This window comes from Rhodococcus opacus B4, from assembly GCF_000010805.1.
GTDB lineage: Bacteria > Actinomycetota > Actinomycetes > Mycobacteriales > Mycobacteriaceae > Rhodococcus_F > Rhodococcus_F opacus_C.
Genome location: NC_012520.1, coordinates 377,411 through 403,856 on the forward strand (window position 1 = coordinate 377,411; position 26,446 = coordinate 403,856).

Sequence of the window (26,446 nt, forward strand, 5' to 3'; positions counted from 1 at the left end):
CAATTCGATGTGTTCAGCATGAAGCCCGATAGGCGTTGGGAGAGCCGTGGGGAGAGCGGGGAAACGGCCCCGCGATCACAGCTTTCGCGGGGCCGTTTCCGCATGCACATGGGTAGAACCGGTCACCCCACATTCGTGATTGTCAGCCTGCCGTCCGCGTGGTCCGCGCGCAGCAGCTTCTTATCGAACTTTCCCACGCTGGTACGGGGGACCTGCTCGATGAACGTCCACTGTTCGGGCAGCCACCACCGTGGCACCTGGTCGGCGAGCCACGATTGCAGCTCCTTCGGAGCAATAGCCGCTCCCTCTCGCAGCACAATGACTGCGAGCGGACGTTCCTGCCACTTCGGGTCTGGCACTGCGATCACCGCAGCCTCGAAGATATCGGGGTGCCCGATCAGGATGTTCTCCAGTTGCACCGAGGAGATCCACTCGCCACCGGACTTGATCACATCCTTCGCCCGGTCCGTCAAGGTCAGGAAGCCTCCGCGGTCGATGTGACCGACGTCGCCGGTTCGCAGCCAACCATCGTGGAACCTGTCCTCGTCCGCCACCTTGTAATACGAGGCGGCGACCCAGGGTCCGCGAACCTCCAACTCGCCCACAGCCTCGCCATCGTGCGGCAACACCGCGCCGTCATCTGCGACGATTCGCATCTCGACTCCACACACGGCGCGACCCTGTGTCGACCGCACGCGCCAGGCCTCTTCGGGGGAAGCCCCCACCGGCGGCCGTGCGACCGAAGCAAGCGGCGAGGTTTCGGTCATTCCCCATGCCTGCAAGACGGTGACCCCGAGCTGCTCCTCGAATGCCTCCATCAACGAGCGTGGCACCGCAGATCCGCCGCAGGCCACCAGCCGCAGCGACGAGAAGTCCAATTGAGGATTCTTCTCGGCATGCAGGAGAACGTCGTTCCAAATCGTTGGCACCGCACCGGCTACGGTGGGCCGCTCCGTGTGGACCATCTGCGTGAGCGGACCTGCTTGCAGAAACCGGTCCGGCATGAGCAATTCGGCGCCCGCCATCAGCGCCGCGTAGGGCAGGCCCCACGCATTCGCGTGAAACATCGGCACGATCGGCAGGACGCGGTCGGCCTCGCAAATACCCAAGCCGTTTCCGGTGCATGCCGCCATCGAGTGGAGATACATGGATCGGTGGCTGTACACCACGCCCTTGGGATCACCTGTGGTGCCGCTGGTGTAGCACATCGCCGCTGCGGAGGTCTCGTCCACTGTGGGCCAAGGATATTCATCCGATTCCCCGGCTAGTGCCTCTTCGTAGCGAAGCACCTCGGGACCTTTGCCGTCGAGCGCCGAAACGTCGCCTTCGCCGGTGACCAGCACCGTCCGTACCGACTGCAAATCGGGTAGTACGGGCGCGAGCAGGGGCACCAGGGACGAGTCCACGATGATGACTCTGTCCTCCGCGTGGTTGGCGACGTAACGGATCTGTTCTGCGGAGAGCCTGATGTTCAGTGTGTGCAGTACGGCGCCCATGGCGGGGACGGCGCAGTACGCCTCCAGATGTTCCTGGTTGTTCCACTGGAAGGTGGCCACCCGATCATCCCCGGTGACTCCGAGGCGTCGCAGGGCAGAGGCCAGGTTTGCACACCGCTCACCGATCTCGCGGTAGCTCGAACGGCGGAAACCCTGTTCGGTGGCGCTGATCACCCGCCTGTCGCCGTGCACGCCGGCGGCGTGATGGAGTATCGACGCCACCGACAGGGGAGCGCTCTGCATCGTGCCTTGCATCAGTTGGATTCCTTGTGGACTCGGCGTGCGGTATCGCTGGTCATTTCTGCTGGAGGTCGCTGCGGCCGTCGGCCTCGAGCATCGCCCTGTACGCGGGGAACAGCAGTTTCGCAGTCGGGACGAGCTTGAGGATCTTCTGCACCGGACCCTTGGTCCGCACCTGGCCCTTGGCCATTGCCACCGACAGGTTCACTTTGCCCTGCCAGAATCCATTGCCCGTGTCCGCGGACATGAACAACTCGACATCCGGCTTGATATCGGTCGCGCCCGCGAACACCTTGCCGTTGGGCAGGTCGACCGTCACGGTCGCGTCGGGGTCGGTGTAATTGATCTGCAGGACAACGCCCGACGCGGAGAGCTTGGGTCCGATCTCGGGATCTGCCAGTCCCTTCTCGAAGACCCCGCCGATGTACTTGTGGACCTCTGCATCGTTCTTGAATACGCCCATGAGAATGATCCTTTCGTGTGTTTGACGTTGTGAAGATTCGGTCGTGTGCCAAGTGACCCGTGGTCAGTCCAGGCTGATCCAAACGGATTTGGTCTGCGTGTATCCCAGCAAGGATTCCTCGCCGAGGTCTCGCCCGTACCCCGATGCTTTGTAGCCACCGAACGGCGCCGCGGGATCGAGCATGTTGTACATGTTGACCCAGACGGTGCCCGCCTCGAGCTCCCGCGCCACCCGGTGCGCCCGCTTGAGGTTATCGGTCCACACACCTGCTGCGAGTCCATAGGCACTGGAGTTGGCGCGGCGCACCACTTCCGCTTCGTCGTCGAAGGTCAGCACCGACAGCACCGGCCCGAAGATCTCCTCCGTGGCGATCGACATGTCGTCACGCACATCGGTGAAAATCGTTGGTGTGAGGAAGTGCCCGTTACTGAGCGCGCCCCCCGGATACTCACCACCACAGACGAGGGTGGCGCCCTCCCGGGTGCCCGCGCGTACGAAGCCCTCGACGCGGTCCAGCTGCATCGCGGAGACCAATGGGCCCATCTCGGTACTCTCGTCCAACCCATGACCGAGCTGAATCGCTCGGGTGGCCGCCTCCAGCTCGGCTACGAGTTCGTCGTGGACGTCGCGGTGGACAAAGAGCCGGGAACCTGCACAACACACCTGTCCCTGGTTGAGGAAGATGGCGGCTAATGCGCCCTGTGCCGCGGCGTTGAGATCGGCATCCGGGAAGACGATGTTTGCGGACTTTCCACCCAGCTCGAGGGTGAGCTTCTTGATGCTCGGCGCGCTGGCGGTGATGATCCTGCGCCCCGTTTCGGTCGATCCGGTAAACGAGACCTTCGCAACCTTAGGATGATCAATCAGGGCTTGGCCCGCCTCCGGGCCGAACCCGGTGACCAGGTTGAGGACTCCGGGGGGCAGTCCGGCCTCGAGTGCGATTTCGGTCAGTCGGAGCGCGCTCAGCGAGGTATGTTCGGACGGCTTGAGGACTACGGTGTTGCCTGCCGCCAGCGCGGGGGCCACCTTCCAGGAAGCGATCAGTAACGGAAAGTTCCACGGCGCGATCGCGCCGATCACCCCCAGCGGTTCTCGTTGTGTGTAGACCAGTGCCTCTCCTACCGCCGGTGAAACCGGCAGAGTCCGGCCGGCGAGTTTCGTTGTCCACCCACCGAAATATCGCCAGATTTGGCTGGCCAGGCTCACGTCGATATACAACGACTCCGACAGCGGCTTGCCGTTGTCGAGGGTCTCGAGAGTGGCCAGTTCCTCCGCGTGCGCCTCGATCGCGTCCGCGACGTCGAGCAATATCCGACCTCGAGCGGCGGGGCTCAGGCGGCGCCAGGCCTGGAAGGCCACACTTGCGGAGTCGACGGCCCGATCCACGTCGATCGCGCCGCCCGCCGAAATGTTGGCCAGGACTGCGCCAGTCGCCGGGTCCGTGGTGGGAACCTCACTGCCGTCCGCTGCCGCCAACTTCTCTGTCCCGATCACGATGCTCGCGGAAGCGCTGCGCAAGAAAGACTGCACCGCCTCGGGTATGTCCACCGACATCATGGTCATCGGCCACTGCCTTTCTGTGTAGAAGATTACTTCAGAATTTCCTTGCGGCGCAACGCAGCCCGAACAATTGTGAGTGGCTGTCGAATGGTTGCGGCACATTTCACGACCGACGAGGTGCGGCGCAAGTGCGGAGGCCTCTTTTGTCGAGGAAATACGACCGAGGCGATTCTCAACCGACGATTGTCATTTTTCGTCGAGCGTCTTCACGTACTCGGAATCGGCGATCGGAAGGTCGACATTACTCGAACCACCTGGACTGCCGAGATCCTTGGTTACTTCCCTCGACGATTCTTGGAAGGGCTGCCACTGCTCATCGACCTTTTGTGCGGGACGGATGGCACTGACGGGACACACCGGCTCGCATGCACCGCAGTCGATGCACTCGTTCTGATGAATGTAGAGCATCCGGCCGCCCTCGTAGATGCAATCTACCGGGCATTCTTCGATGCACGACTTGTCCATAACGTCCACACACGGTTCACCAATGACGAATGCCATCAGATCTACCTCCTTGCTATTTGCGTGACAAACTTTGCCGACGAGGTCAGGCCTCGGCGAGCACGGGTTGAACCAGATCGCTCGAATGGCCTGGTGCGAGGGATGCGTTCGGGTCGAGCGCTACCGCTGCGTTGTTCACCGCGGTAGCCACCTCACCGAAACCGACGGCGATCAGTTTCACTTTCCCGTCGAAGGTGGCGGCGTCCCCCGCGGCAAAGATATTGGGCAGGGTGGTCCGCATTGTGCTGTCCACTGTGATCGACCGGCCTTCGAGTTCGAGGCCCCAGTCCGCGATCGGCCCGAGATTCATCAGGAATCCGAGCGCGGCAACGACAACCTGGGCCTTGACTTCACGTCCGGACGACTCGCCGGCGACCTTGACGACAACGCTCTCAACCTGATCATCGCCACGTATTTCCGCCACATCGGCATCGAGCAGCAGATCGCAGGCAGACTCACGCAGTAGGCGGACCGAGTGCTCGTGCGCCCGGAACTGCTTACGCCGGTGGACGAGCGTGACGGAGCGGGCCCGCGGTAATGCGGCCAACGCCCAGTCCACTGCAGAGTCACCGCCGCCGACGACGACGACATCCTGACCGTCGAGGACGTCTAGCCGGGGAACGAAGTAGCGCAGTCCTCGACCGAGAAAGGCCTCCCCGGTTGCCAGGGGCCGCGGAGTGACAGCTCCGACACCGGAGGTGATCACCACAGCCCGCGCGTCGATCACCACACGTTTCGAGGTGGTGACCCGCCACCCGGCGGGGAGGCGTTCGAGTGTGTCGGCCTGTTGTGAGAGCAGGTGTTTGGGAGCGAACGCCTCTGCTTGCTGGGTGAGATTCCGGATGAGCTGCTGCCCCTGCACGCCGGGCAGGCCGGCGACGTCGTAGATGTTCTTTTCGGGGTAGATGGCCTGTACTTGGCCGCCGACCTCGGGCAAGGCGTCAACCAGTGCCGTGCTGAGCCCTCGAAAACCCGCGCAGTAAGCGCCGAAGAGGCCAACCGGTCCGGCACCGACGAACAGCAGGTCGACGGCGACGTCGGCTGTCGAGATTTCGGTTGTCATGCAGATCGCTCCTCGGGTTCAGGGTTGGCGTAGACGGGTGGTACGGATGTGTGTCCGCGACTGCGACACGACACCGGACGGGTCAGGAGGTGGCACTCGTCAGAAGTTGGGACAACTGGAGCTCGTCTTCCGCGGCGAACTTGTCCTCGAGCTGCATCGGGGAGTAGTCCTCGTCGATCTCCTCCAGCGGCCTGCCGCGCGCGCTTTCGATCGACTCGAGCCGTCGGTTGAGCTTGTCCATCCCGTAGTCGGTCATCTCGTCGATGGTGATACCGAACGGGATTTCGTCGAAGGTGTCGAAGATCCTGACGATCAGCTGCAGGGCGGGCTCCAACAGCTCCTGCATGCGCTCGTCTACGACATCCCAGTTCCGGTCGTCGGCGGCCACATGCCGCCGGCAGGTGAACGTGCCCCAGGCCATGTGCCGACGCTCATCGTCACCGATGTGCTTGATCACTTCCTGCATCCCGGGCAGGATGTTGCGACTCTTGCAGACCTTGGCCCAGGCGTAGTAGCCGGTGAGCGCGAGGCATCCCTCGACCACGTGGTTGTAGGTGACCGAGGCGCGGATCTGGGCCGCCGGCGACGGGTCCGTGGTCAGTGCGTACAGCGACTTGGGGAGTTCCTCGGTGAAGATCCGCTGGTAAGGCTCGCTGTAATCCACATATTCGTGGAGATCGCTGCTCAGTCCCACTGCGTCGAACCAAAGTCGGAACGCCTGCATGTGCTTGGCTTCTTCGAAGGTGAACTGGGTGAGGTAGGCCTCGTCGGCCAGCCTGCCCTCGGCGGCCATCGCCGACATGAAGGGCTGCAGATCCTGTGCCACCGACTCCTCGCCGGCGATGAAATGTGCGGCGAGGATGCAGGTGAGCCGCTTTTCTTCATCGGAGAGTCCGGCGAAGTCTTGGGCGTCCTGGGAGAAGTCGATGGCTTCGGGGTCCCAGAACTTCTTGTTTCCCTTGCGGAACAATTTCATTGCGAATGAATTCATTCGCAGGCCGCCCTCGCTGAGGCTGCCAAATCCGCTTCGTTTGCCATGCTCGATAACGCGGTCGATTGCCATACCATTTCCTTTTCTAGTGGTGCGCGTTTGGTGGAGGAGAATGCGAACTCAGTAGCGGATCACGCCACGGATGTTCTTTCCGTCGCGCATATCTGCGTAGCCCTGGTTGATGTCCTCGAGGTCGTACTCGGTTGTTACCAGCTCGTCGAGCTTCAACTGTCCGAGGGTGTACAGCTCGAGCAAGCGGGGAATGTCGTGCTGACCGTTCGATGATCCGAACAGCGATCCTCGGATTTGCTTTTCGTAGAGGGTCAATTCGAGAAGGTTTGTCGTGATGGTGGTTTCCTCGGGGTGGCCGATGGCGGTAACGACGACTCGGCCCCGCTTGCCGACGAGGCTCAGGGCGGGTGTCATATAGGCGCCCTCGGCGACATCGGTGGTGATGACGCAGACATCCGCGAGCTGGCCGCGGGTGAGTTCGCTGACCACGTTCCACGCCTCGTCGACCGACGAAGCGGTGTGCGTGGCGCCGAACTCGCGTGACTTGGTGCGTTTGAACTCGACCGGGTCAACGGCCATGATCATGCGGGCGCCGGCGATCCGTGCTCCCTGGATCGCGTTCATGCCGATGCCTCCTGCGCCGATGACGACGACGGCGTCGCCGGCTCGCACCTCACCCGAACGAACTGCGCTGCCGTACCCGGTCGTTACTCCACAGCCCACCAGCGCAGCCTTGTCCAGGGGAATGCCGTCATCGATCTTCACCACCGATGCTGCTGGGACGACCGTGTATTCGGAAAAGGTTCCGAGCAAACACATTTGACCGACATCCTCGCCGCGCGCATGGAACCGGTACGTCCCGTCGAGTTGGGGTCCGAGCATCACCGCGGCACCGGAATCGCACAAGTTGCCGATCCCGCGTACGCAGTACGAGCACCGGCCGCATGCGGGCAGGAACATCATGACGACGTGATCACCCTCGGAAATGTCGGCGACGTTCGCCCCTACTGCCTCGACGACACCGGCGCCCTCATGCCCTCCCACGAGCGGGTAGGGGAAAGGCAAGTCGCCTGTGACCAGGTGTTCGTCGGAATGGCACAGTCCGCTGGCGGTCAGCTTGATCAGAACCTCGCCCTCGCCGGGTGGATCCAAGTCGATCTCCTCGACCTGCCACTTCTCGTTCTGACCCCACAGGACTGCTGCTTTTGTCTTCACGGGCTGTTGACTCCCTCACTCGCGGAACGGCGTGTAACCATCATCACAATGATTGGGGGGTGTTCGCGCGAGCCGCGCGTGCCGCTGATGGCCCCTGGGGGCCAGGTGCAGGACTATGTATGCCACGGCTCGACCACGGTGTACCGAGTTGTTCCCTTGGCGCGGTCACATAGGTAGCCGGGCGTTACCGGCGAGCCCGGTACCGGGGCGCCCTATAGGTCGTGGACTGATCGATCACCTGAGAATTCGTTGATCACCGTGCCGTGCCGGGTCGCGCGAGGGCTACGCGGCCACTTCGACAGACTGCGGAGGAGTGCACCGGGCGGGCATCGCCTCGGATTCGCGACACCCAGGCGCCGGGACTGGCCCTCCACTCACGTAATGGGCACTTCGAGGTACACCGCGAGGCCACCACCTGTCCGCGCACCGAAGTGCAAGCGCCCATTCAGCGAGATCACGATCTGATCGGCGATCCACAAGCCGAGTCCCGCGCTACCACGCTGATCACCGACGGACACGAACTTCTTGGTGACGATGGAAGCCAGCTCGGGAGGTAGCCCGGGGCCGCGATCGAGGATCTCGAGATGCAATTCGGACCGACTCACTCGAGCGACTATGTCGACCGGCTCACCCCGTCCGTGCCGACTGGCGTTCGTGAGCAGATTGGTGATCACGCGGCGAAGCAACTGCGGATCGAACCGGCACCGGACATCCGGTGGCGAGATCGTCATCCGAAGTTGAGGAGGGACCAGGCCGACGGCGTCTGCGGTGGCAAGCAGGAAGTCGTGCAGAAGAACCAGCTGCCGATGCCCGGTGCTGAACGTGGGTCGACGGCTCGCTGCAACATCCCCCAGAGCATCCATCATCGCCGACAGGTGACCTGCATGTGCCGCGATCAGGTCCCTGGCCCGTTGAGTATCGTGGGCCGGTAGATTGCGTTGACCTGCGTCGGCCAGGGCCTTCAAAGAAGCGATCGGCGTTCGTAATTCGTGCAAAATGACCTGTAGGCCAGTCTCCTGGGCCTCATACGACTTCAGCAATCGAGCACGCAGGTCCCGTTCCTCCTCGGCGGCCGCGTGTTCGGCGGCCGCTTCGGCCCGCGCCGCCGCCTGCGCTTGCGCCGCGCCTTCGGTGAGCAACGTGAAGGCCGCCGTCAATGCGGCGGTGAACAACAGATATAGCGGCCACCACAGCCCGGCCTGTAGTCGAACCTCGAGCGGCGTGTCCGCGGAGTTCACAGTGAGTGCGAGGAGGAAATACGACACACCCAGCGCAAGGGAGAGCAGGACGGTACCCGCAAAAGACAATCGCGTCGCCGCGGCGATGATAACCAGAAACAGCAACGCCACGGTGGGACTTTCCCTACCGCCGGTTGTCGCGATGAACCCGAGCGACAGCCCCGCGTCCAGGGTAGTCACGATTGCGGACGCCCTCATGCTCCCCAGTTCAGTCGACGGATAGTAGAACCCCGTGAGCGAATACACGGTCGAGATACCGAGGAGAAGTAGCGCCCACCCGAGATGCTCGCGTACATTGCCCGCTCCCACCGCCAGCAGCACCCCCACCGACAGCACGACACCACAACGGACGCTGATGATGATCCGCTGGATCGTTCGGATATCGGTATCGCTAAACGATTCCGTGCCCGAGTGCATACTGGATCCCGACGAGCGCCACCACGGAACGGCCGACATGGTTACCTCCCACTTACACTCAACCAGTCGTTTGATGTGTAATCACTGTGGCATGACACTAATTCGGGTGAGGCAATGCGTGACCAGAAACTGATATTGGCCCTGATCGATGATCATGATTTGTTCACGCAAGGGCTGGCAATGCTCCTCGAGGCGCAGGACGCCGACCGTTTCGAGGTAGGCGGCATCACCAACCGAGCAGATGAGGCCCTGGCCCTGGTCGGCTCGTGCGGTGCAGACATCGCAATCGTCGATCTCACGATGCCCCCGACCGGCGGAATGCTGGCGATTCGTCAAATCAAGTCCCGATACCCCGACACGAAAGTCGTCGTGCTGTCCGGGACGACGGACTACAAGCTCGCCGAGGAAGCCTTACGAGCCGGCGCCGACGGATTTCTACCAAAGTCGGCGGACCCACACGTACTGGTAGCTCCGCTCTTGACCGTGGCCGCCGGTCTACGAGTCATCGCACCTGATTTGTTGACCGTACTTCTCGATTCTGTCCGGCACCCTCCGCAAAGCCTGCTCGACAAACTGGCCGTGGAGGAGATTCGACTCTGGGTTCTGCTCTCCCGCGGCCTGGAGACCACGGAGATCGCCAAGCACATGCTCGTCTCCGAACGCACAACCAAACGAATGGTGGCAGCGCTGCTCAACAAACTGGGGGCGCCGAATCGGGTCGTCGCGGCCGGCTTGGCCGGTCACTACGGGCTCCTCGGCACGAGCACAGTCGACTGAGCGTCGTCGCCAGATCTATGAAGTTCCTGGCCCGGTTGTGCAACCAGAAGTGGACGTAAGGGCCGCGGTCAGCGCCCCGGGTGTGGCCAACACGATGAGATAGTGCCCGATGGCACACGATCGAAGCTCGCTGACGCCAACTGCGTGGGTGGTCGGCCCGCCTATGCCTGAGCAGCGCAACGGGCCGTGAGGGCATGTCAAGCACCGGCCACCCCCCCAAAAAAGGCCCAGTCCAGCCAACGTCAACACGGTCTGGGGCCGGCACACCTACGCCACCCAGGCTAGGGCGAAATCCCTGTCGGAATGGTCTCCAAGCTGCTCGGGCACACATCGTTGACCATCATTACTAACGGGCACCCTGAGCGGCGAGCACGACAAACGCTGGCCGGAGCCGACTGGTTCACCACCACGGCGGTGACGCTACGAGTCCCAGGTATTCCGTGCCGTCCACCCCACCACGATTCCTCTGCGGCGAGGCGCGTCGGTACGGCACCTGCGCCGCGACGCGGACGTCCTGTGCAGGCGCCCGGCCCACCATGATGGCCCTGCGGGTCAGTTCTTCCGCCCATGGCGGTTGGACGATGGGCATTCGTATTCTTTCCAGAAAATGCTAACGCAGGCATCGCCAGGGAGACCAGGATTAGGAGATGGCCGATGCAGAGCCCGCACGGACTGAACGCGACGTAGCGCTCTCAGTCGTCTCCGAGCTCGAAGCCGAAGGCTTCAACGACGCGCTGGAAGTTGGTCGCGGAGGCTTCGGCGTCGTCTACCGTTGTGTTCAGACCGCATTGGATCGAACAGTCGCGATCAAGGTCTTGAATGAAGGCTTCGAACGTGACGAGCGCGAACGCTTCGTCCGAGAACAACGGGTCATGGGAAGATTGTCCGGGCATCCGAATATCGTCCAGATACTGCAGGTGGGAGTTCTCGCGGCAGGGCGCCCGTATATCGTGATGCCATTCCACGCGCGCGATTCGCTGGAAGCGTGGGTTCGACGCCACGGCCCCTTGCCCTGGCCGGATGTCCTTCAGGTCGGGATCAAGCTCGCTGGCGCTCTACACACAGCACACGACCTCGAGATATTGCACCGCGACGTGAAGCCGGCCAACATCCTGATCACCGACTACGGGGAGCCTCAGTTAGCCGACTTCGGCATCGCGCGGGTCGGCGGCGCCTTCAAGACTTCGACGGGACACATCGCAGGCTCGCCCGCCTACACCGCCCCGGAATTGCTGCAGGGTCAGGCACCCGGACCGGTATCCGATATCTACGGACTCGGCTCGACGCTCTTCACGTTGATGACCGGACACGCAGCGTTCGAACGCCGGGCCGGCGAGGGCGTTGTTGCTCAGTTCGTACGAATCACCCGTGCGTCGATCCCCGACCTCCGTATGCGGAATTTTCCACCCGATGTGGTGGCCGCAATTGAGCATGCGATGGCCAAGTCTCCAACAGACCGCCCCCAATCGGCCGTCGCTCTCGGAGATGAACTCCGGGGAATCCGAGAGAAGCACGGATTGTACAGCGCGGATATGGCGCTTGCAGGGCCCACAGGAACCGATACTTTCGCGAACCGTTCCGCGGACCAACCGGTTGGTAGGGCACATGAGGCTGGGTGGATGCCTGCGGCGACATCCACACCGCCGAGCGCCTCGACCAAGTTCCGTCCGCCCACCTCCACTCGACCATTGGTGGTGCGGCGCAGGCTGATCGACACTCTGCAAAGTGGTGCGCACCGCAGATTGGTCCTGATACATGCGCCCGCCGGCTTCGGCAAAAGCACGCTGGCGTCGCAGTGGCGAGGCGTTCTGGTCGAGGACGGTGCCTCAGTCGCATGGCTGAGCGTCGACCCCGACGACAACAATGTGGTCTGGTTTCTCGCCCATCTGGTAGAAGCAGTCCGCCAGGTTCGCCCCGCCCTGGCGCGTGAGCTCGGACAGATCCTCGAAGACCATCCCCCGGACGCGGCCCGATACGTACTGAGTTCGCTGATCGACGAGATCCATTCCAGTGGCGAGCGTTTGGTGGTCGTCATCGATGATTGGCATCGGGTGAGCGCAGACGAAACGATCGAGGCCATGGACTTCCTCCTCGACCATGGGTGTCACCATCTGCAGCTGGTAGTGACGAGTCGCACTCAGGCCGGTCTACCCCTGAGCAGGATGCGGGTGAGCGACGAACTCGTGGAAATAGACCCGGACGCACTGCGGTTCGATGCCTCGGAAGCGAAGGCTTTCCTCCTCGACGTCAATGGCCTGCGGCTAAGCGAATCGGAGGTCACTGAACTGGCCATCGCGACGGACGGATGGGCGGCCGCGCTGCAGTTGGCATCGCTGTCGCTTCGCGGCCGGGACGATCCGGCAGAGTTCATCAGACATCTGTCTGGACGGCATCATGCCATCGGCGAGTATCTCGTGGCCAACGTGCTTCACACGCTCGAGCCCCACCTACTCGATTTCCTGATGGCCACGGCGATCGCCGAGAAGGTCTGCGGCGACCTAGCCGCAAAACTAACCGGCCTGCAATCTGGCCAGGCACTGCTCGAGGAAGCCGAAGGTCGGGATCTCTTCTTGACCAGCATCGACGATGACAAGGAATGGTTCCGCTACCACCATCTGTTCGCCGAGTTCCTCCAACGTCGACTCGAACGAGTCGATCCGGCAAGGGCCCGAGAACTGCATCTCACTGCGTCGACCTGGTTCGAGGACCACGGAATGCTCAGTGAGGCAGTCGATCACGTAATGGCGGCGAAGGATTTCGATCGTGCCGCTCATCTGGTCGAATCAGGTGGAATGGAGTTGATCGAGAACTCCAGGATGGCAACATTGCTTGGTCTTGTCGCGAAGCTTCCCCCCGCTGTGGCATACAATCGACCGCGTCTTCAGCTCACCGTCGCGTGGGGAAATGTGTTGTTACAGCGGCCGAAGGTCATGCAACTCGCGCTCGACCGTCTCTCTTCCTCCCTCGATTCGGAGTCGATGACCGAGTGGGAACAGCGTGCTATCGCCCGCGAAGCAAACTTGGTCCGAGCAGTCGCAAAGGTCCTCGCCGATCAGAGCGAGGGTGTTCAGGACCTGATCGACGACATTCTCCGAGATCCTGACGGTTTGCGTCCTTTCGTCGCGTCGGCCGCGAGCGATGTGGCGTCGTTTCTGGCGATTCACAACTTCGAGTTCGCGGCAGCTCGGCGATGGCAGGACTGGGCACGCAGGTATCACGAGCAGACCGTCGGGCCGTTCAGTGCGGTCTACGGCCACTGCATGGCTGGAGTAGCAGCATACGAGGTTCTCGACGTCGGGGAGGCCGAGAACATCTTTCATACCGCACTGGCGCTCGCACGACAGACCGGCATGCACAGTCACGCCGCACGCCTCGCTGGCGCACTTCTCGGTTCTGTGCTGTACGACAAGGGCGCCATCGACGGCGCGGAAGAGTTGCTCGATCGCAGCAACGAACTCGGCCCCGAAGGTGGTGTCGTCGACATCATGCTCGCCACCTACGGCGTTGGATCACGGATCAAGGTACTTCGCGGAGACCGTGATTCCGCGACGATCCGTCTGGAGGAAGGGGCGAGGATAGCGGAGAAGCTCCATCTTCCGCGTTTGGCCAAGCGCATTGTGAACGAGCGAATTCGCGCCGGATTGCCAATCGATCCCTCTTTGGAAGCGCGTCTGAAAGATGCCGGCCCTCGAGAGGAGATGGAGAACGGGATCGCGGAGGTCTCATCTCAATTCGACGAAGATTCGACGATAATGCTGCTCCTCGCCGACCGTTCTGACGCATCCATCGAAGCGGCCCTCGCCCGTGGGCGAGCGCTGGTCGAGAGCGTGAAGAAGCAAAAGCGGCCGCGAGCACTGATGGTGTCGACATTGCTGCTGGTGCACTGCCTTGCATCGGCGGGCCGGATGGACGAGGCCAAACGGACGCTGGCTCCAGTCGCGTCGCAGTGTGCCGTTCTCGGACTACCGCGTTTGCTGCTCGATGGCGGTGCGGAAATTCCACATGTTCTGTCCCAGCTTCTCGAAGACGTCCGCTCCGGTGATCGATGGTTACGGCGGTGGCCCGATGTGACCGCCTCGTTCCTCACCGATGCCATGGGCCGCGATGTCTGAGTTCAGCCGCTGACCGCTCGTATTCACGGGCAAGCGGTCCGGCGCCAAAGGCGTAAGGATGAACGGGGTCGTGGGCCACGTGAAGACAACCAGCACGCGCACGCAGCGAAGGTAGAACGTGCGGAGCGGAGGGAGGCCACGGAATTGGCCCGACACGGGGCCGCCGCACCACGGCAGCGGATGAGGGAGGGCATGGGCGATGGGTAGGTACCCGAGCTGGGGATGATCCACTACCCGGACTGGGAAGTGGTGCCCTCGGTCCAGGACGAGATGCGCCGCACGCTCGCTATTCACGATGACGACACCACCCGTCTTGGTGATATTCCGCAGGTATCTGCACCTGCTCGAAAGCGACGGAATGTGAATCAGCGACCGATACAAGCTCCCGGGCGAGATCTCCGGCGGAATGCGACAACGTGCCGGTCTCGCTCGCGCTCTGGTTCTCGACCCGCAGCTCATTTTGTGCGATGCGCCGGACTCCGGTCTCGACCCGGTCCGCCGGGCCTACCTCAGCCAGCTGTTGATCGATATCAATGCGCAGATCGACGCCACCATCTTGATCGTGACCCACAATATTTCCGTCGCGCGCACCGTGCTTGACAACATCGGAATGCTCTTTCGTAGGTATCTGGTGATGTTCGGCCCCCAGGGAGGTCCTCCTCACCAGCGACTAGTGTCGTACGCCATAAATTCGTGCTTTAACTTGATATACCGAGGCATGCCTCGAACCGGACGCCCGAAGGCTGAGTTGATGTTGACCGATAACGAACGCGAACAACTCGTTCGATGGTCGCGGCGAGCGAAAACCCCCCAATCGTTGGCACTGAGGTCGCGGATCGTGTTGGCCTGCGCGGAGCCGGGGATGACCAACAAGCAAGTCGCGGCAGACCTGGGGATATCCGCTAACACGGTCAACAAATGGCGCGGGCGCTTCGTCGACCGACGCCTCGACGGCTTGGTCGACGAACCTCGACCGGGTCGTCCGCCCTCGATCTTGCTGGACCGGGTCGAAGACGTGGTCACCGCGACACTGGAAACCACCCCGGCCAATGCGACGCACTGGTCGCGTACCGCGATGGCCAAGCGCACCGGCCTGTCACCGTCGACGATCGGCCGGATCTGGCGCAAGTTCGAACTCACACCGCATCTGACCGACGGTTTCACGCTGTCCACGGATCCGCAGTTCGTGGACAAGGTTGTCGATGTTGTTGGCCTTTACCATAATCCGCCCGAGCATGCCGTTATCCTCTGTGTGGACGAGGAGGGCCAGATGTAGGCATTCAAACCGTTCCCAGCCGGTGCTGCCGATGATGCCCGGCATGCCGGAACGGCGCAGTCATGACTACGCCCGCAGCGGCGTCACCAGCCTGGGGGTACCTCCCTGGACGTAGTCCTTGGGGGAGTCGCGGCATTCAACATCGCCGACGGTACGGTGATCTCCGAGCTTCATCGACGTCACCGGGCCGTGGAGTTCAAGAAGTTCCTCACCGCGATCGACAAGGCCGTCCCCGACGAGTTGGACGTGCATCTCGTCTGCGACAACCTGGCCACCCACAAGACGCCGGCAGTAGGCGACTGGTTGGCCAAGCACCCACGTTTTCACGTCCACTTCACCCCGACCGGGTCCTCCTGGATCAATCAGGTCGAGCGCTGGTTCGCATTCCTGACCGATCAGCTGCTCCGCCGTGGTGTACACAAAAGCGTTGCAGCACTGGAGAAAGACGTTCGCAACTGGATCAAGACCTGGAACGACGACCCGAAGCCGTTCGTCTGGCACAAGACCGCCGAGGAGATCCTCGATTCCCTCGCCAAATATATCTCACGAATTTCTGACGCGGGACACTAGCCCGTCGTGGAACAGTTCCTCAGTGGTCGCCGAATCGGCCCATCGGTATGAGCGAGGAGAAGGATGAATCGCAGATTGCCCGGGAGCAGGCGTTGGTCGAGGCTGGCCATCATCGTGGCGGCACGGAAGAGAGATGGAAGGCATTGTCGCGCAGATTCAGCCGACTCCAGGGCTGCCGTTTCGCGAGGCCGTGTTCCGTCGTCAGGAGCGGTCAGGGAGATCATGCATACGCTGCCCCCAACGCGCAGGCGGCCATCAGGGAAAGCATCGACGCCGAACAGGACACACAGGTCCTTCCCGCGGGTGGTGCGAATATTTGGACGCCGGCATAGTTCGACCGAACCCATCTCGTGTCAGATCCCGCATCACGCCTGGCGGGGCGGGCCGCTCGTGAAGCTCCAACTCCGGTCAGCTGAGATGAGTGATCTGAGGCGTCCAGGTCGACGCATGGAGCTCCGGTCATGTCCTCACAGAATGTCCTCACAGACGAAGGAAACGGAGAACGACATCAGAAATCTGCCGACAGGTCTCCACATTCTCTCGGTGTACGTTGCCATCGGCGGCGGGCAGGACTATGTGGCTGACCGTGAGCCGGATCAGCACGTCGACGGCGTGGTCGATGTCGGCGCGGTCATGGTTGGGTAAGTGTTCATCGAACCAGCTGATCAGCCGTTGCGTGGCAAGTTCGAGCATTGATGTGGACGTGGCGACCAAGCGCAGTACGCTCGATTCCCCCCGGAGGTCATCGAGCGGTGCGGTCAGCGCTGCGCGAAGCAACGGACTCTCGACTGCTTCGTCGAGGGTGTATTGCACCGCTTCGGTGATAGCCCTCGGGACGGAGTCGGTGTTGGTGTCGAGGATGGTCTGTATTCCCGTGAGGAACCGCTCCGTTTCACGTAGTACGAGGGCGTCCCCGAGCTCATTTTTGCTGGCGAACTCTTTGTACAACGTCGGACGCGAAACTCCGATCATGGCAGCGACGTCACTGAAGCGGACCTTGTTCCACCCTTTTTCGGTGATCAACGTCTGCGTCGCACGCAAGGCTTCCTCTCGCATGTGCCGCCGATAAGACATCCGCAGGGATTCCCCGATCACGACCATCACCTTAACGGATGGGTGACAAGTGTTCAGATCGCGACACTGGTCCGATAGTGCCGGTCAGCGAAAACGCGTTTACAAACTATGCGACTATGTATCTGCATATACAATTGATCAAAATATGTATGCAATGATTCTTCGAGTTGAGACGTACAAGCTCCTTCGAAAGGTGCCGTATGAGTCGCAGGTGTAGCAATCACGGTGAGGGCGGTGAACAACGACACTCGGCTGATGGTTTGCGCGTACCGCAGAGCGCCGACAAGGGGGTGTTGGGACAGTGGTGGGGGAGATTTCACCAGCACCATCCGACTGTCCGAGACGGCGACGAGCTTCCACCGCATCACAGTTGGTGCCTGGGGTGCGGACCCGATAATCCGCACGGGCACCACCTGCACGCGCGCCGTCGCGGAGAGGGGGTCGTCGCCGAGCACGTCTTCGACGACCGGCACATGGGCGCTCCGGGGATCGCGCACGGCGGCGCCGTCACCACGGTCCTCGACGACATGTTCGGGATGCTGCTCTACACCGTAGGCGAGATGGCGGTCACTAGGCGCCTCGACACCGAATTCCACGCCCCCGTCCTGCTCGGCACTCGGTACGTGATCACCGCGGACCTGCAGCGCCGTCGCGGGCGCAAACTCGACGTGACCGCGCGGATGGAAGTAGCGACCACCGGGGATCTTGCCGCATCGGCGCGCGCGTTGTTCATCGTCGTCGACCTGGCACATTTCACGACCTCGCTGACACGTGCCCAGTCCACCACGGATATCGACCAGGACCTCCCGTGACCGCCTCGAGCACTGGGGGCTGCTCGTCGATGCGTTGCTCACCGATCACGGCCCCGCCGGCCCCTACGCCGCGTTCGCTCGGTTGCGCGGCGCTCACCCGGCACTGTCGACGCGGACCGGAGCGCTGATTCTCTCCCGCTACGACGACTGTGACGCCGCGCGACGAGACCGTAATCTGGGCAAGGTCGACGAATCGCTCGGGTTTCGCCTCAGCGAAGGGCCCGAAGAATTGCAGCGCACCGCGATGCGTCGTTTTCGGCGCACGATGCTTTCGCAACCCACCCGACCACGCGCGGTTGCGCCGCATCGTGGTAGATGTGTTCACCCCTGTCATATCGACGAACTGCGCTCGTCGGTGATCGCCCAGATCGAGTTGCTGCTGGACAAGATGAGCGTGCGACCCCATGCCGACATCATTGCCGATCTGGCTTTACCCTTACCGGTCTCGGTGATCGGGACGATGCTCGGTGTCCCGGATGACGACCGTGCGGCGGCGGCGCAGCTGGTTCGCGACCTCGTCGCCCCGCTCGAACCCAGCGCTGACGCCGCCGCCGTCGCGCGCGCGGCCGTCGCCGAGGATCGATTGACCGACTATTTCACCGGGTTACTGTCGGCAAAACGCCGAGCGCCGGGCGACGATCTACTCAGCAGGTTGGCCACCGCGCGCGGGGACAACGCGTTCGACGACGACGACGAATGCGTGGTACCGCGCTGCTGCTGTTTGCCGCGGGCTTCGAGACCACGACCAATCTCATCGGTAACTGGGGTGGCGGCGCTGCGCGCACACCCCGAGCAAATGCACTTGCTCCGCGAACGACCCGAAATTGTCGGCACCGCAGTCGAGAAACTCCTGCGCTACGACGCCCTCGTGCAAACCAACGGATGCACAGTGCTGCGCCCGACCACCCTCGCCAGCCACGACCTGACCCCAGGGCGGGCCGTGCTCACACTCCTTGGTGCCGCCAACCGCGACCCCGACGTCTTCGACGACCCCGACACTCTCGATCTCACCCCGACCGGACGCCCCCCACTTGCCTTCGGAGCCGGAATCCTTCCGCAGCCTGCAAGCCTCAGGATGCCAAATACTGGCCGACCGCCTCGGCGATCCTGCCGTCCACGCAGCGGCGGAGGCGGCGCATCTCGCATCGCGCGGGCGGAGCGGAGTGGCGACCGCAGCGTCCGACAGAAGCATGCCCGCGATCCTCCGAGCGGCTGTCGCCGCCGACCGTGCCGCGTTCTTGCCGGAGATGGAGGCGAGCCTCGCCGGGCGCTGACCGTCGCGGCCCGCTCGCTGCGCGGTCCGCAGGCTTACCTCGTACCCGCCGCCGTCGACCTGATCACTGCTCCACCCCGCTCGACAGCACCAACTAGCACCTATCGCTCCCAGGACATCAACCGAAAGTTGATGTTCCCCACTCGTCCGCGATCTTGCCGGTGACGGGATTTTCTCACTGTGACGCCGTCGAGGTTCGGGCCACGGCTTCCCCAATGCGCGCCCGGTATAGACGAGCAGGTCGGCAAGTCTCGGGGGTTGAGTCATCGTTCACTTACGCAACCCCCGTCGCAGAACTTAGGCCACGGTCGTCTCGAATCCAGCCGACGCCGGTATACCCGCCCCAGCGTCGACCGAACTGCAGCTGTCAACCGCCTTCCTCGACCGCTGACCGACATGCCTACCGGTGGGCTCCACGACCTCCGCCGTATCCCGCTCATGCCCGATTTACACTCCGAAACAGAGTGTCACACTATGGACACTCTAGCTAGAATGGAGACGTCGTTCGAACCGCCTTTCGCACGATTCCTCAGACGGAGCTGCCATGACCACCGAGACCTCTGGCACTACCCCGACGAGCGCCACACGGCGCCTCGCACGGCCGTACGACGAGACCGACCTGTCGTCGAGCGCGTTCTGGTCGTCGACCGCCGGCGAACGGGAAGTTACGTTCGCGCATCTGCGCGCGACGAACCCGGTGAGCTGGCACCGGCCGGTGGAGAAACTCCTCATCGAAGACCCCAACGATCAAGGCTTTTGGGCTGTCATGTCCCACGCGGCGCTGGTGGAAGTCACCAAGCGGAACGAGGACTTCCTGTCCGGCGAGGGCATTGTGATGGAGTCGATGCCGCAGGAACTGCTCGACGCCGGACAGGGTTTCATCGCGATGGACCCGCCCCGGCACACCAAGGTACGCCGGCTGTTGACCTCGGCGTTCACCCCGAAGCAGATCACCCGCATCAACACCCAGATCCGCGGCAACGCGAAACGAGTCGTCGATGACCTCGCACCCCAGGGCGAGGCGGATTTCGTGACCGAGTGCGCGGCACTGCTGCCGATGCACAACATCTGCGACATGATGGGTGTGCCTGAGGATGTGCGCCGCAAGGTCGCGGACGAAGCTCGCTACGCGGGCGGATGGAGCGATCCGGAGCTGATGGGGGACCAACCGCCGATCCCCCGCCTGTTCGAGGCGATGGGATATCTGCGTGAGGTGGCTGCCGACCTCATCGGCAAACGCCGCAACCATCCCGAGTCCGACCTTCTGACCAACCTGGTCGAGGCTGAGGTCGACGGCGAAAAGCTCAGCGACGATGAGATCGTCTCCTTCTTCGGGCTGCTCACCATCGCCGGGAACGACACCACCCGGCAGAGCACCAGTCACGCGATGAAGGCCCTCACCGACTTCCCCGACCAGCGCGCCTGGCTGATGGACGATTTCGATGCCCGCATCAAGACTGCGGTCGAGGAAATGGTCCGCTGGGCCACCCCGATTATGACCTTCCGCAGGACCGCCGCCCACGACTGCGAACTGGCCGGTCAGCAGATCACCGAGGGTGACAAGGTCGTCATGTTCTACGCCTCCGCGAACTGGGACACCGAGGTCTTCACCGATCCGGAACGCTTCGACCTCTCCCGCGATCCCAACCCGCATGTGAGCTTCGGGGGTGGCGGCATCCACCACTGTCTAGGAAACCAGCTCGCCCGCCAGCAGCTCGCTGCGCTCTTCGACGAGTTGCTCCACCGCTTGCCTGACATCGAGGTGTGTGGCGCGCCGTCCTACACCGTGAGCACCTTCTTTCACGGGGTCAACCACCTCCCCGTCCGGTTCAGCCCGTCGCACTGACAAGGAGACGACATGAGAATCGTGCTCGATGAAAACAGGTGTTCCTCGACCGGGATGTGTGAGGCCACCGCCCCGGAGTTCTTCGAGGTCGGCGACGACGGTGCACTGCACATTCTCGACGCCAACCCCGCCGACTGCCACCGCGCGCTGATCGAGGAAGCGGTGGGCGTCTGTCCAACCGACGCGCTGAGCATCGAGGACTGACCCCGGTGAGCGAATCCGGCCTGGTTGTCGTCGGTGCCTCGTTGGCCGGGCTGCATGCGGTCCAGTCGGCCCGCAAGACCGGCTACCACGGTCCGATCACGCTGCTCGGCGCCGAGGAGCACCTGCCCTACAATCGGCCGCCACTGTCGAAGGGGTTCCTCGCCGAGGGCCCGGCACCGGCGCCTACCACGTTCCCCGGTGCCGCTTCGCTACCCGACCTGGGTGTCGAGGTGCGCCTCGGTTGCACTGCCACCGGTCTGGACACCGCGACACACCACATCATCGCCGGCGATGAGCGGATCAACTATTCCAGCCTGATCGCCGCGACCGGTTCCCGTCCCCGCACCCTGCCCGGCGAACAGCTGCCCGGAGTGCACACCCTGCGCACCGTCGAGGACGCGCAGGCAATTCGTACGGCCCTCGAGGCGCAGGCACGCACTGTGATCATCGGTGCCGGATTCATCGGTGCCGAGATCGCCGCCGCCGCCCGTCGACGTGGACTTCCCGTCACGATGGTCGAGGCTGCACCGCTGCCGCTGATCCGCGCTGTCGGCCCGCAGATGGCGGTGGCGTGCGCCGCGCTGCACACCCGCAACGGCACCGACCTTCGCTGCGATGTCACGGTCACCGCTCTGACGGGAACGGACCGGATCGAGCACGTGCATCTCTCCGACGGCACCGTGCTCGACGCGGATCTCGTCGTCGTGGGGATCGGTGCGGAACCCGTTGTGGAGTGGCTCACGGATTCGGGCCTCGACCTCGACGACGGTGTGGTGTGTGACGCGACGTTGAAGGCCGCTGACTCGGTGTACGCGGCGGGCGACATCACCCGATGGAACCACCCGCTGTTCGGGGAGTCGATGCGCCTCGAGCATTGGACAGCGGCGGCTGAACAAGGGACTCTCGCTGCCCGCAACGCCCTCGATCCTGACAACGCCACTCCCTATCAGACTGTCCCCTACTTCTGGTCGGACTGGTACACAGACAAAATCCAGATGGTCGGCATCTGCGCTGCCGACGACGTTGTGGTCGTCGGTAGCATCGATGACCACGATTGGCTGGCGCTGTACTGCCGCGGCGACCTGCTCGTCGGCGCGTTGGCAGTCAACAAGCCCGGCAAGATCATGAAGTATCGCGCCAAAATCGCGGCCGGAGCCACCTTCGCCGACGCCCTGACATTCGCCGGCGCCGGCGTCCGATGAGTCGGTTCGAAATCAACCTTGTCGCGTAACTCCGCAGTCCGGACAGCAACTGCGAGCACTTTCACCGAGCAGGTCTGAGCACTTTCGCCGAGCGTCATCAGGGCATCTGGCCTCGTGGGCGGGTACCGCGCCGGGGTCGAACGAGTCGGCCGGTCGGGTGAAATCCACGAAGACCCGGCCCGGAAACCGGTATCTCAAGGGCGCCCCGGCACCGCCGCCCTCGCCGTCTCCTGCTAAGGGAACCTATTTCTCGGCGAAGTTCCGGCGCATCGCCGCGCGCCGGACTCGGCTACCGCGTCACCGTCGCGCCAGCTGCCTAACCGAATCCGGCACCGCCACAATAGAACCCGGATCCGCAAGCTACGCCGGGTCTCCGACGTACGCCCGTGGTCAAGGGGATTTTCGGGTCAGAGGAGCAAGGCACACTCCCGCTTGCTCGAAGTTGTCGTGGGCTATCTGCGGCTGAGCTGGATTGGTAGTCCGTCGACGGGAACGGGCAAGGAAGTGTTGTCCCAGCGGACGGTGTAGTCGTCAGGAACAGTCCAGGTGTAGACGCGCAGCATCTCGTGCAGGATCGCTTTGACCTCGAGTGTGCCGAAGTGAAGTCCGATGCATTTGTGCACGCCGCCACCGAAGGGAATCCAGGCGAAGCGGTGCGACTGGTCTTCTTGACGGTCGGGGGCGAAGCGATTCGGGTCGAAGGTGTCGGGATTGGTCCAGTAGTCCTCGACGAAGTGATTTACCGCGGGTGCGACAGCGACGAGGGTGTCGGCAGGGATGTAGTGGCCGAGGACGTCGGTGTCGGCGACGGTCTTGCGCATCACGATCGGTACGGGTGCGACCAGTCGCAGCGTCTCCTTGATGATCAGGTCGAGGGTTTGGAGTCCTTCCAGGGCGTCGATGTCGGGTAGATCGTCGCCGAGGGCGTCTGATTCGTCGCGGGCCTGTTGCTGCCAGGCCGGGTTCTTGGCGAGGTAGTAGGCGCACGCGGCCGTGGTGATCGTTGATGTGTCGTGGGCGGCCATCATCAGGAAGATCATGTGGCTGATGACGTCGTCGTCGGTGAAGCGTTCGCCGTCGGCGGTGGTGGCGTGACAGAGTCCGGCGAACAGATCGTTGCCGTCGCCGGACCGCGTTTCTGGAAGGTGTCGTGCGAAGTAGTCCTCGAGCACTCGCCGTCCCTTGACGCCGGCGCGCCACCGTGTGGCGGGCAACGGTGCCCGCACGATTGAACTCGCGGCACGCACGGTGGCGACGAAGGCCTGGTTGATCGCTGCGGCGTCCTCTCCGCCGCCGCACCCGCCCATGAACACTTCGGTGGCGATGTCGAGCGTGAGGTTCTTCAAACGTGGATAGATGCGTAGCGTGCTGTCGGTCGGCCAGGTCGGCACGTTCTCCCGCACGCAGGGGCCTACCTGGTTGGCGTAGCCGGCGAGCCGGTCGCGGGTGAAGGCCTCCTGCATGATGCGCCGGTGCATGCGGTGCTCATCAAAGCTCATCAGCATCAGGCCGCGGTGGAAGAACTTGTCGATGAGATAAGTCCAGCCGTCTTGGGAGAAGGCCTTGTCCTTGTTGGTGAGCACGTGTTGGGTAGCGTCCGGCCCGGAGACGATGACCATTCGGGTGCCGAAGGCTCCCATCCAACAAACCGGTCCGAACTGGTTGTACCGGTCGCGGGTGAAATCCGAGCCGAAGCGGATGTAGTCCAGAGTGTGCCCGAGCAGCGGCAGTCCTCGGTCGCCTTCGACCGGCTTGAGTCCGCTGCCCGACGGTGGCTCAGCGAGGTGGCGGGTCGGCCATTTGTGGCTGAAGCTGCGCAGTGCGTTCTCGATCCGTCGTGGCGCGGGGAGCATCACGACGGATGACACGCGTTCGCGCGCCTTGTCCAGCGGAGCGTGAATCAGATTGACCATGGGGTACCGTCCTTGACGTCTGTCGCCTAGTTGTCTAGGGCTTTGCGGGCGCGGTCTCGGTGGTTGCCGCCGGTTCACCGCTCCGATCTCGGGTGGGCGTGCAATCTGTTCGGCCCGCGTTCATACCACCAGTGGGACGTTGCAGGCGCTGATGACGCCGACCACCGGAAAAGGCCGGTATCTGATCGACAGCAGCTTGGTCGCGGTGAGCAGTGTTTGCGTGCGGGGATTGCTCTTCGGCGAGGAATTTCGCGGAAGTCGCAGACCAGGGGACTTCGATCGAAGCCTCTTGCCGGGGTTCGCCTGTTCGGACTGTAGCAAGGTGTTCTTCGGTGGCCAGCAAACAGTCTCGGAAACGTAGTATCCAGGTGACCCGCGATCCAAGGCCGTCGCAGTCCCGTCTTGGCTGCCCATCCCGAAGCGCTGTCACCTCGTACGTGACAGACGCGCGCGGTCCGGGACGGTGCCGAAGACCGGGCCGTACACCGCCAGGGTGCCGCCGTGCTCATGTGTTTCCCATGTCGTGGCGCATCCAGCGTCTCAAGGGTGGCGTTTCGCCAGCTTCGTGTCGAAGGCGGCGTATCGGAGTTACGGGGCGCAGACGCTCGGCGGACAAGGCTGAGGTCATCGATTCTCCCTGCGATGTGGGGTCTAACACACGTCTGGCCAGTCTCGACAGAATAGTAATCTTTGTCAATAGTGCGACATTGTCTCAATGTTTGTCGGAGGAGGAACTGCTAGATGTCAGTCGGCGCCGTGCAAGAGGACCGGAACACGATCAGGAGCAGGGCAACGCGCCCAAGCGGCAGCAGTAGGCTCGAGTCGGACCGATCTCCTCGACACGCCTCAAAGTAGGAATTATCTTGGGCAAGTGGAATATTCGCAGCAGATCCGAGAAGATTGTCGTGCTGGGCGAGCTGTTCGTGGCCGTCGGCGAGCGCGAATGCGGCGGCGAAATCCTCGGGGTCGCATCGGTAGACCGAACTCGAGGGGGTGTACGAGTCCGCAGGGCAGGGTCGACGAACCGGGGCGCCCGGATTCGGGCGGGGCGTCGGGCGATTCCCCTTCTCGGTGGTACCGACGGCTTCAGTGACGGGGCTGGATCTGGCGAGAAGCGCCGCCGCAAGCTCATAGGCGGCTGCTCCGGCTGGATGGTGAAGGCTCCGCGGACGAGGTCGGTGTCGACGGAAGCGTGAGTGCTTTCGTTGCCGGGCTTGGACGCGGTGTAGGCACCTACGCGGTGTGGGCACCTATCAGTCGCATGTGTCCTGCCGTGGCAAGTGGGGAATGTTGAGCAGATAACCCCTGCGAAGCAGATGGGGCAGGACGGCACGGTCGGGGGCCAGGCGCCCAAGTTGACTACGAGGGTGCGTTCGATGTGTTCGACAGGTGCGGCGAACAGGGGCCGACGAAGGCGACGCCGACGAAGGCGACGCCGATGGTAACGTCGATTCCGCCGAACCGTTCGGCCGTCACGTCGGCGGCGGCCGTTATTGCTGCGTCATCGGTGACGCCAGCTTCGAAGACTACTGTGCGATCGCCGAGTTTGATTGCGAGGGTGCGCATTCTGTCCGCTTCCGGGCCGACGAGCGCGCCGTTCGCCCAAGTGGCATGCAGACGTCGGGGCGAGGGCTTCGCCGATTCCTCTGTCGGCTCCGGTGACGAAGAAGCTTGCTTGTGTGAGTGGTCGATGAGCGAGCCATGTGCGTTCAGTCCTTCGGGTCGGTTGGTTTGAGTTGGCCGGTCAGTGCGGGGCCAGGTATCGGCGGCAGAAGTCGCGTGCGGTGTCGGGGTCGTCGAGATCGACGATGGTCGTGGGAGTCAGCACGAACGACAGAATCAAGCGCACGGTCAGTTCGGCGACAATGAGTAGTTCGGCGCCGGTGCGGTCGTCGTCCAGGCTCTGCGCGAACTGTGCGGCGAGAAAGTCCGAGCATGTTCGAACGAATTCCCTGCCCTGCACGGTCAGATGGGGCAGAAGAGCTTCGGGTTCGCTTTCGAGCAGCCGATTGAGCAGCGTGTGACTGCGTAGGGCGGCGAGCGTGAAGACGAAGCCCTCGGTCAGCTTGTCTTCCGCACGGGGATATCGGTCGGCCTCACGCTGCAGGTCGGTGAGGAACTTTCCGAGCTCGCGCATTATGACCGCTTCGATCAGGTGCTGTTCCCTTGCGTCCTTCCATGCTGGTGGGCG

Annotated in this window: 21 protein-coding genes and 3 pseudogenes; 10 read left to right on the plus strand and 14 right to left on the minus strand. The window is 63.0% G+C overall.

Features of this window, described 5'->3' with window-relative positions; translation table 11 throughout:
• Positions 1-122 precede the first annotated feature (122 nt).
• The 8 genes from ROP_RS37810 to ROP_RS37845 all read right to left on the minus strand — a co-directional run bounded on the left by ROP_RS37810 (position 123) and on the right by ROP_RS37845 (position 9,235).
• Positions 123-1,751 (minus strand): fatty acid--CoA ligase, encoded by a 1,629-nt coding sequence (locus ROP_RS37810; RefSeq protein WP_007297937.1) that lies wholly within the window; start codon positions 1,749-1,751, stop codon positions 123-125.
• A gap of 40 nt (positions 1,752-1,791) precedes the next feature.
• Entirely contained in the window at positions 1,792-2,199 is a 408-nt protein-coding gene (locus ROP_RS37815) for an SCP2 sterol-binding domain-containing protein (RefSeq protein ID WP_007297938.1), read from the minus strand.
• Positions 2,200-2,262: 63 nt separating this feature from the next.
• Positions 2,263-3,762 (minus strand): aldehyde dehydrogenase family protein, encoded by a 1,500-nt coding sequence (locus ROP_RS37820; RefSeq protein ID WP_012686931.1) that lies wholly within the window; start codon positions 3,760-3,762, stop codon positions 2,263-2,265.
• A 183-nt stretch (positions 3,763-3,945) separates the two neighbouring features.
• Positions 3,946-4,260, minus strand: coding sequence for a ferredoxin (fdxA, locus tag ROP_RS37825; protein WP_007297940.1), 315 nt, complete (start codon positions 4,258-4,260; stop codon positions 3,946-3,948).
• Positions 4,261-4,306: 46 nt separating this feature from the next.
• Complete coding sequence (locus ROP_RS37830) at positions 4,307-5,323, minus strand: NAD(P)/FAD-dependent oxidoreductase (RefSeq protein ID WP_007297941.1); 1,017 nt, start codon at positions 5,321-5,323, stop codon at positions 4,307-4,309.
• 82 nt (positions 5,324-5,405) lie between these two features.
• The gene (locus tag ROP_RS37835; RefSeq protein WP_007297942.1) at positions 5,406-6,386 is read right to left on the minus strand and encodes a R2-like ligand-binding oxidase; all 981 of its coding nucleotides are present in this window, start codon (positions 6,384-6,386) and stop codon (positions 5,406-5,408) included.
• 48 nt (positions 6,387-6,434) lie between these two features.
• The gene (locus tag ROP_RS37840; RefSeq protein ID WP_007297943.1) at positions 6,435-7,541 is read right to left on the minus strand and encodes an NDMA-dependent alcohol dehydrogenase; all 1,107 of its coding nucleotides are present in this window, start codon (positions 7,539-7,541) and stop codon (positions 6,435-6,437) included.
• A gap of 374 nt (positions 7,542-7,915) precedes the next feature.
• On the minus strand, positions 7,916-9,235 hold the full coding sequence (locus tag ROP_RS37845; RefSeq protein WP_012686932.1) for a sensor histidine kinase: 1,320 nt from the start codon (positions 9,233-9,235) through the stop codon (positions 7,916-7,918).
• A gap of 75 nt (positions 9,236-9,310) precedes the next feature.
• On the opposite strand from ROP_RS37845, the gene ROP_RS37850 reads away from it, so the two are divergent.
• Positions 9,311-9,973 (plus strand): response regulator transcription factor, encoded by a 663-nt coding sequence (locus tag ROP_RS37850; protein ID WP_007297945.1) that lies wholly within the window; start codon positions 9,311-9,313, stop codon positions 9,971-9,973.
• A gap of 400 nt (positions 9,974-10,373) precedes the next feature.
• Here ROP_RS37850 and ROP_RS42020 read toward each other — a convergent pair whose 3' ends face one another.
• Positions 10,374-10,562 carry a hypothetical protein gene (locus ROP_RS42020; RefSeq protein ID WP_012686933.1) on the minus strand — a complete coding sequence of 63 codons (189 nt, stop codon included), beginning with the start codon at positions 10,560-10,562 and terminating at the stop codon, positions 10,374-10,376.
• 58 nt (positions 10,563-10,620) lie between these two features.
• Here ROP_RS42020 and ROP_RS37855 point away from each other — a divergent pair, with 58 nt between their 5' ends.
• Positions 10,621-14,085, plus strand: coding sequence for a serine/threonine-protein kinase (locus ROP_RS37855; RefSeq protein ID WP_007297946.1), 3,465 nt, complete (start codon positions 10,621-10,623; stop codon positions 14,083-14,085).
• A gap of 286 nt (positions 14,086-14,371) precedes the next feature.
• Here the strand turns inward: ROP_RS37855 and ROP_RS44980 are convergent, their stop codons facing one another.
• The gene (locus tag ROP_RS44980) at positions 14,372-14,749 is read right to left on the minus strand and encodes a hypothetical protein (RefSeq protein WP_162130651.1); all 378 of its coding nucleotides are present in this window, start codon (positions 14,747-14,749) and stop codon (positions 14,372-14,374) included.
• A gap of 87 nt (positions 14,750-14,836) precedes the next feature.
• Between ROP_RS44980 and ROP_RS37860 the strand changes: the two are divergent.
• Together ROP_RS37860 and ROP_RS44615 are read left to right on the plus strand one after the other, a co-directional pair.
• Positions 14,837-15,931 (plus strand): annotated as a pseudogene (locus tag ROP_RS37860) (IS630 family transposase).
• Positions 15,932-16,263, plus strand: a pseudogene (locus ROP_RS44615) (ABC transporter ATP-binding protein); the annotation flags it as partial. It lies immediately after the preceding pseudogene.
• Positions 16,264-16,411: 148 nt separating this feature from the next.
• On the opposite strand, the gene ROP_RS37865 reads toward ROP_RS44615, so the two are convergent.
• Positions 16,412-17,032, minus strand: coding sequence for a TetR/AcrR family transcriptional regulator (locus ROP_RS37865; RefSeq protein WP_308821644.1), 621 nt, complete (start codon positions 17,030-17,032; stop codon positions 16,412-16,414).
• A 266-nt stretch (positions 17,033-17,298) separates the two neighbouring features.
• Between ROP_RS37865 and ROP_RS42030 the strand changes: the two genes are divergently transcribed.
• From ROP_RS42030 to ROP_RS42040, 6 genes and pseudogenes are all read left to right on the plus strand, one after another.
• Entirely contained in the window at positions 17,299-17,817 is a 519-nt protein-coding gene (locus ROP_RS42030) for a PaaI family thioesterase (RefSeq protein ID WP_012686937.1), read from the plus strand.
• 34 nt (positions 17,818-17,851) lie between these two features.
• Positions 17,852-19,255 carry a cytochrome P450 gene (locus ROP_RS42035; protein WP_193384909.1) on the plus strand — a complete coding sequence of 468 codons (1,404 nt, stop codon included), beginning with the start codon at positions 17,852-17,854 and terminating at the stop codon, positions 19,253-19,255.
• Between the two features lie 379 nt (positions 19,256-19,634).
• Complete coding sequence (locus ROP_RS37880) at positions 19,635-20,936, plus strand: cytochrome P450 (protein WP_007297953.1); 1,302 nt, start codon at positions 19,635-19,637, stop codon at positions 20,934-20,936.
• A 12-nt stretch (positions 20,937-20,948) separates the two neighbouring features.
• The gene (locus tag ROP_RS37885) at positions 20,949-21,140 is read left to right on the plus strand and encodes a ferredoxin (protein WP_007297954.1); all 192 of its coding nucleotides are present in this window, start codon (positions 20,949-20,951) and stop codon (positions 21,138-21,140) included.
• A gap of 5 nt (positions 21,141-21,145) precedes the next feature.
• Positions 21,146-22,342, plus strand: a complete 1,197-nt coding sequence (locus ROP_RS37890; protein ID WP_007297955.1) for an NAD(P)/FAD-dependent oxidoreductase — start codon at positions 21,146-21,148, stop codon at positions 22,340-22,342.
• 91 nt (positions 22,343-22,433) lie between these two features.
• Positions 22,434-22,625, plus strand: a pseudogene (locus tag ROP_RS42040) (transposase); the annotation flags it as partial.
• A gap of 169 nt (positions 22,626-22,794) precedes the next feature.
• Here ROP_RS42040 and ROP_RS37895 read toward each other — a convergent pair.
• From ROP_RS37895 to ROP_RS37905, 3 genes are all read right to left on the minus strand, one after another.
• Positions 22,795-24,255 carry a cytochrome P450 gene (locus ROP_RS37895; protein ID WP_007297956.1) on the minus strand — a complete coding sequence of 487 codons (1,461 nt, stop codon included), beginning with the start codon at positions 24,253-24,255 and terminating at the stop codon, positions 22,795-22,797.
• Between the two features lie 1,359 nt (positions 24,256-25,614).
• A complete protein-coding gene (locus ROP_RS37900) occupies positions 25,615-25,821 on the minus strand; it encodes a hypothetical protein (protein ID WP_007297957.1) in 207 nt (68 codons plus the stop codon).
• A gap of 178 nt (positions 25,822-25,999) precedes the next feature.
• On the minus strand, positions 26,000-26,392 hold the full coding sequence (locus tag ROP_RS37905; RefSeq protein ID WP_050785265.1) for a hypothetical protein: 393 nt from the start codon (positions 26,390-26,392) through the stop codon (positions 26,000-26,002).
• Positions 26,393-26,446: the final 54 nt, after the last annotated feature.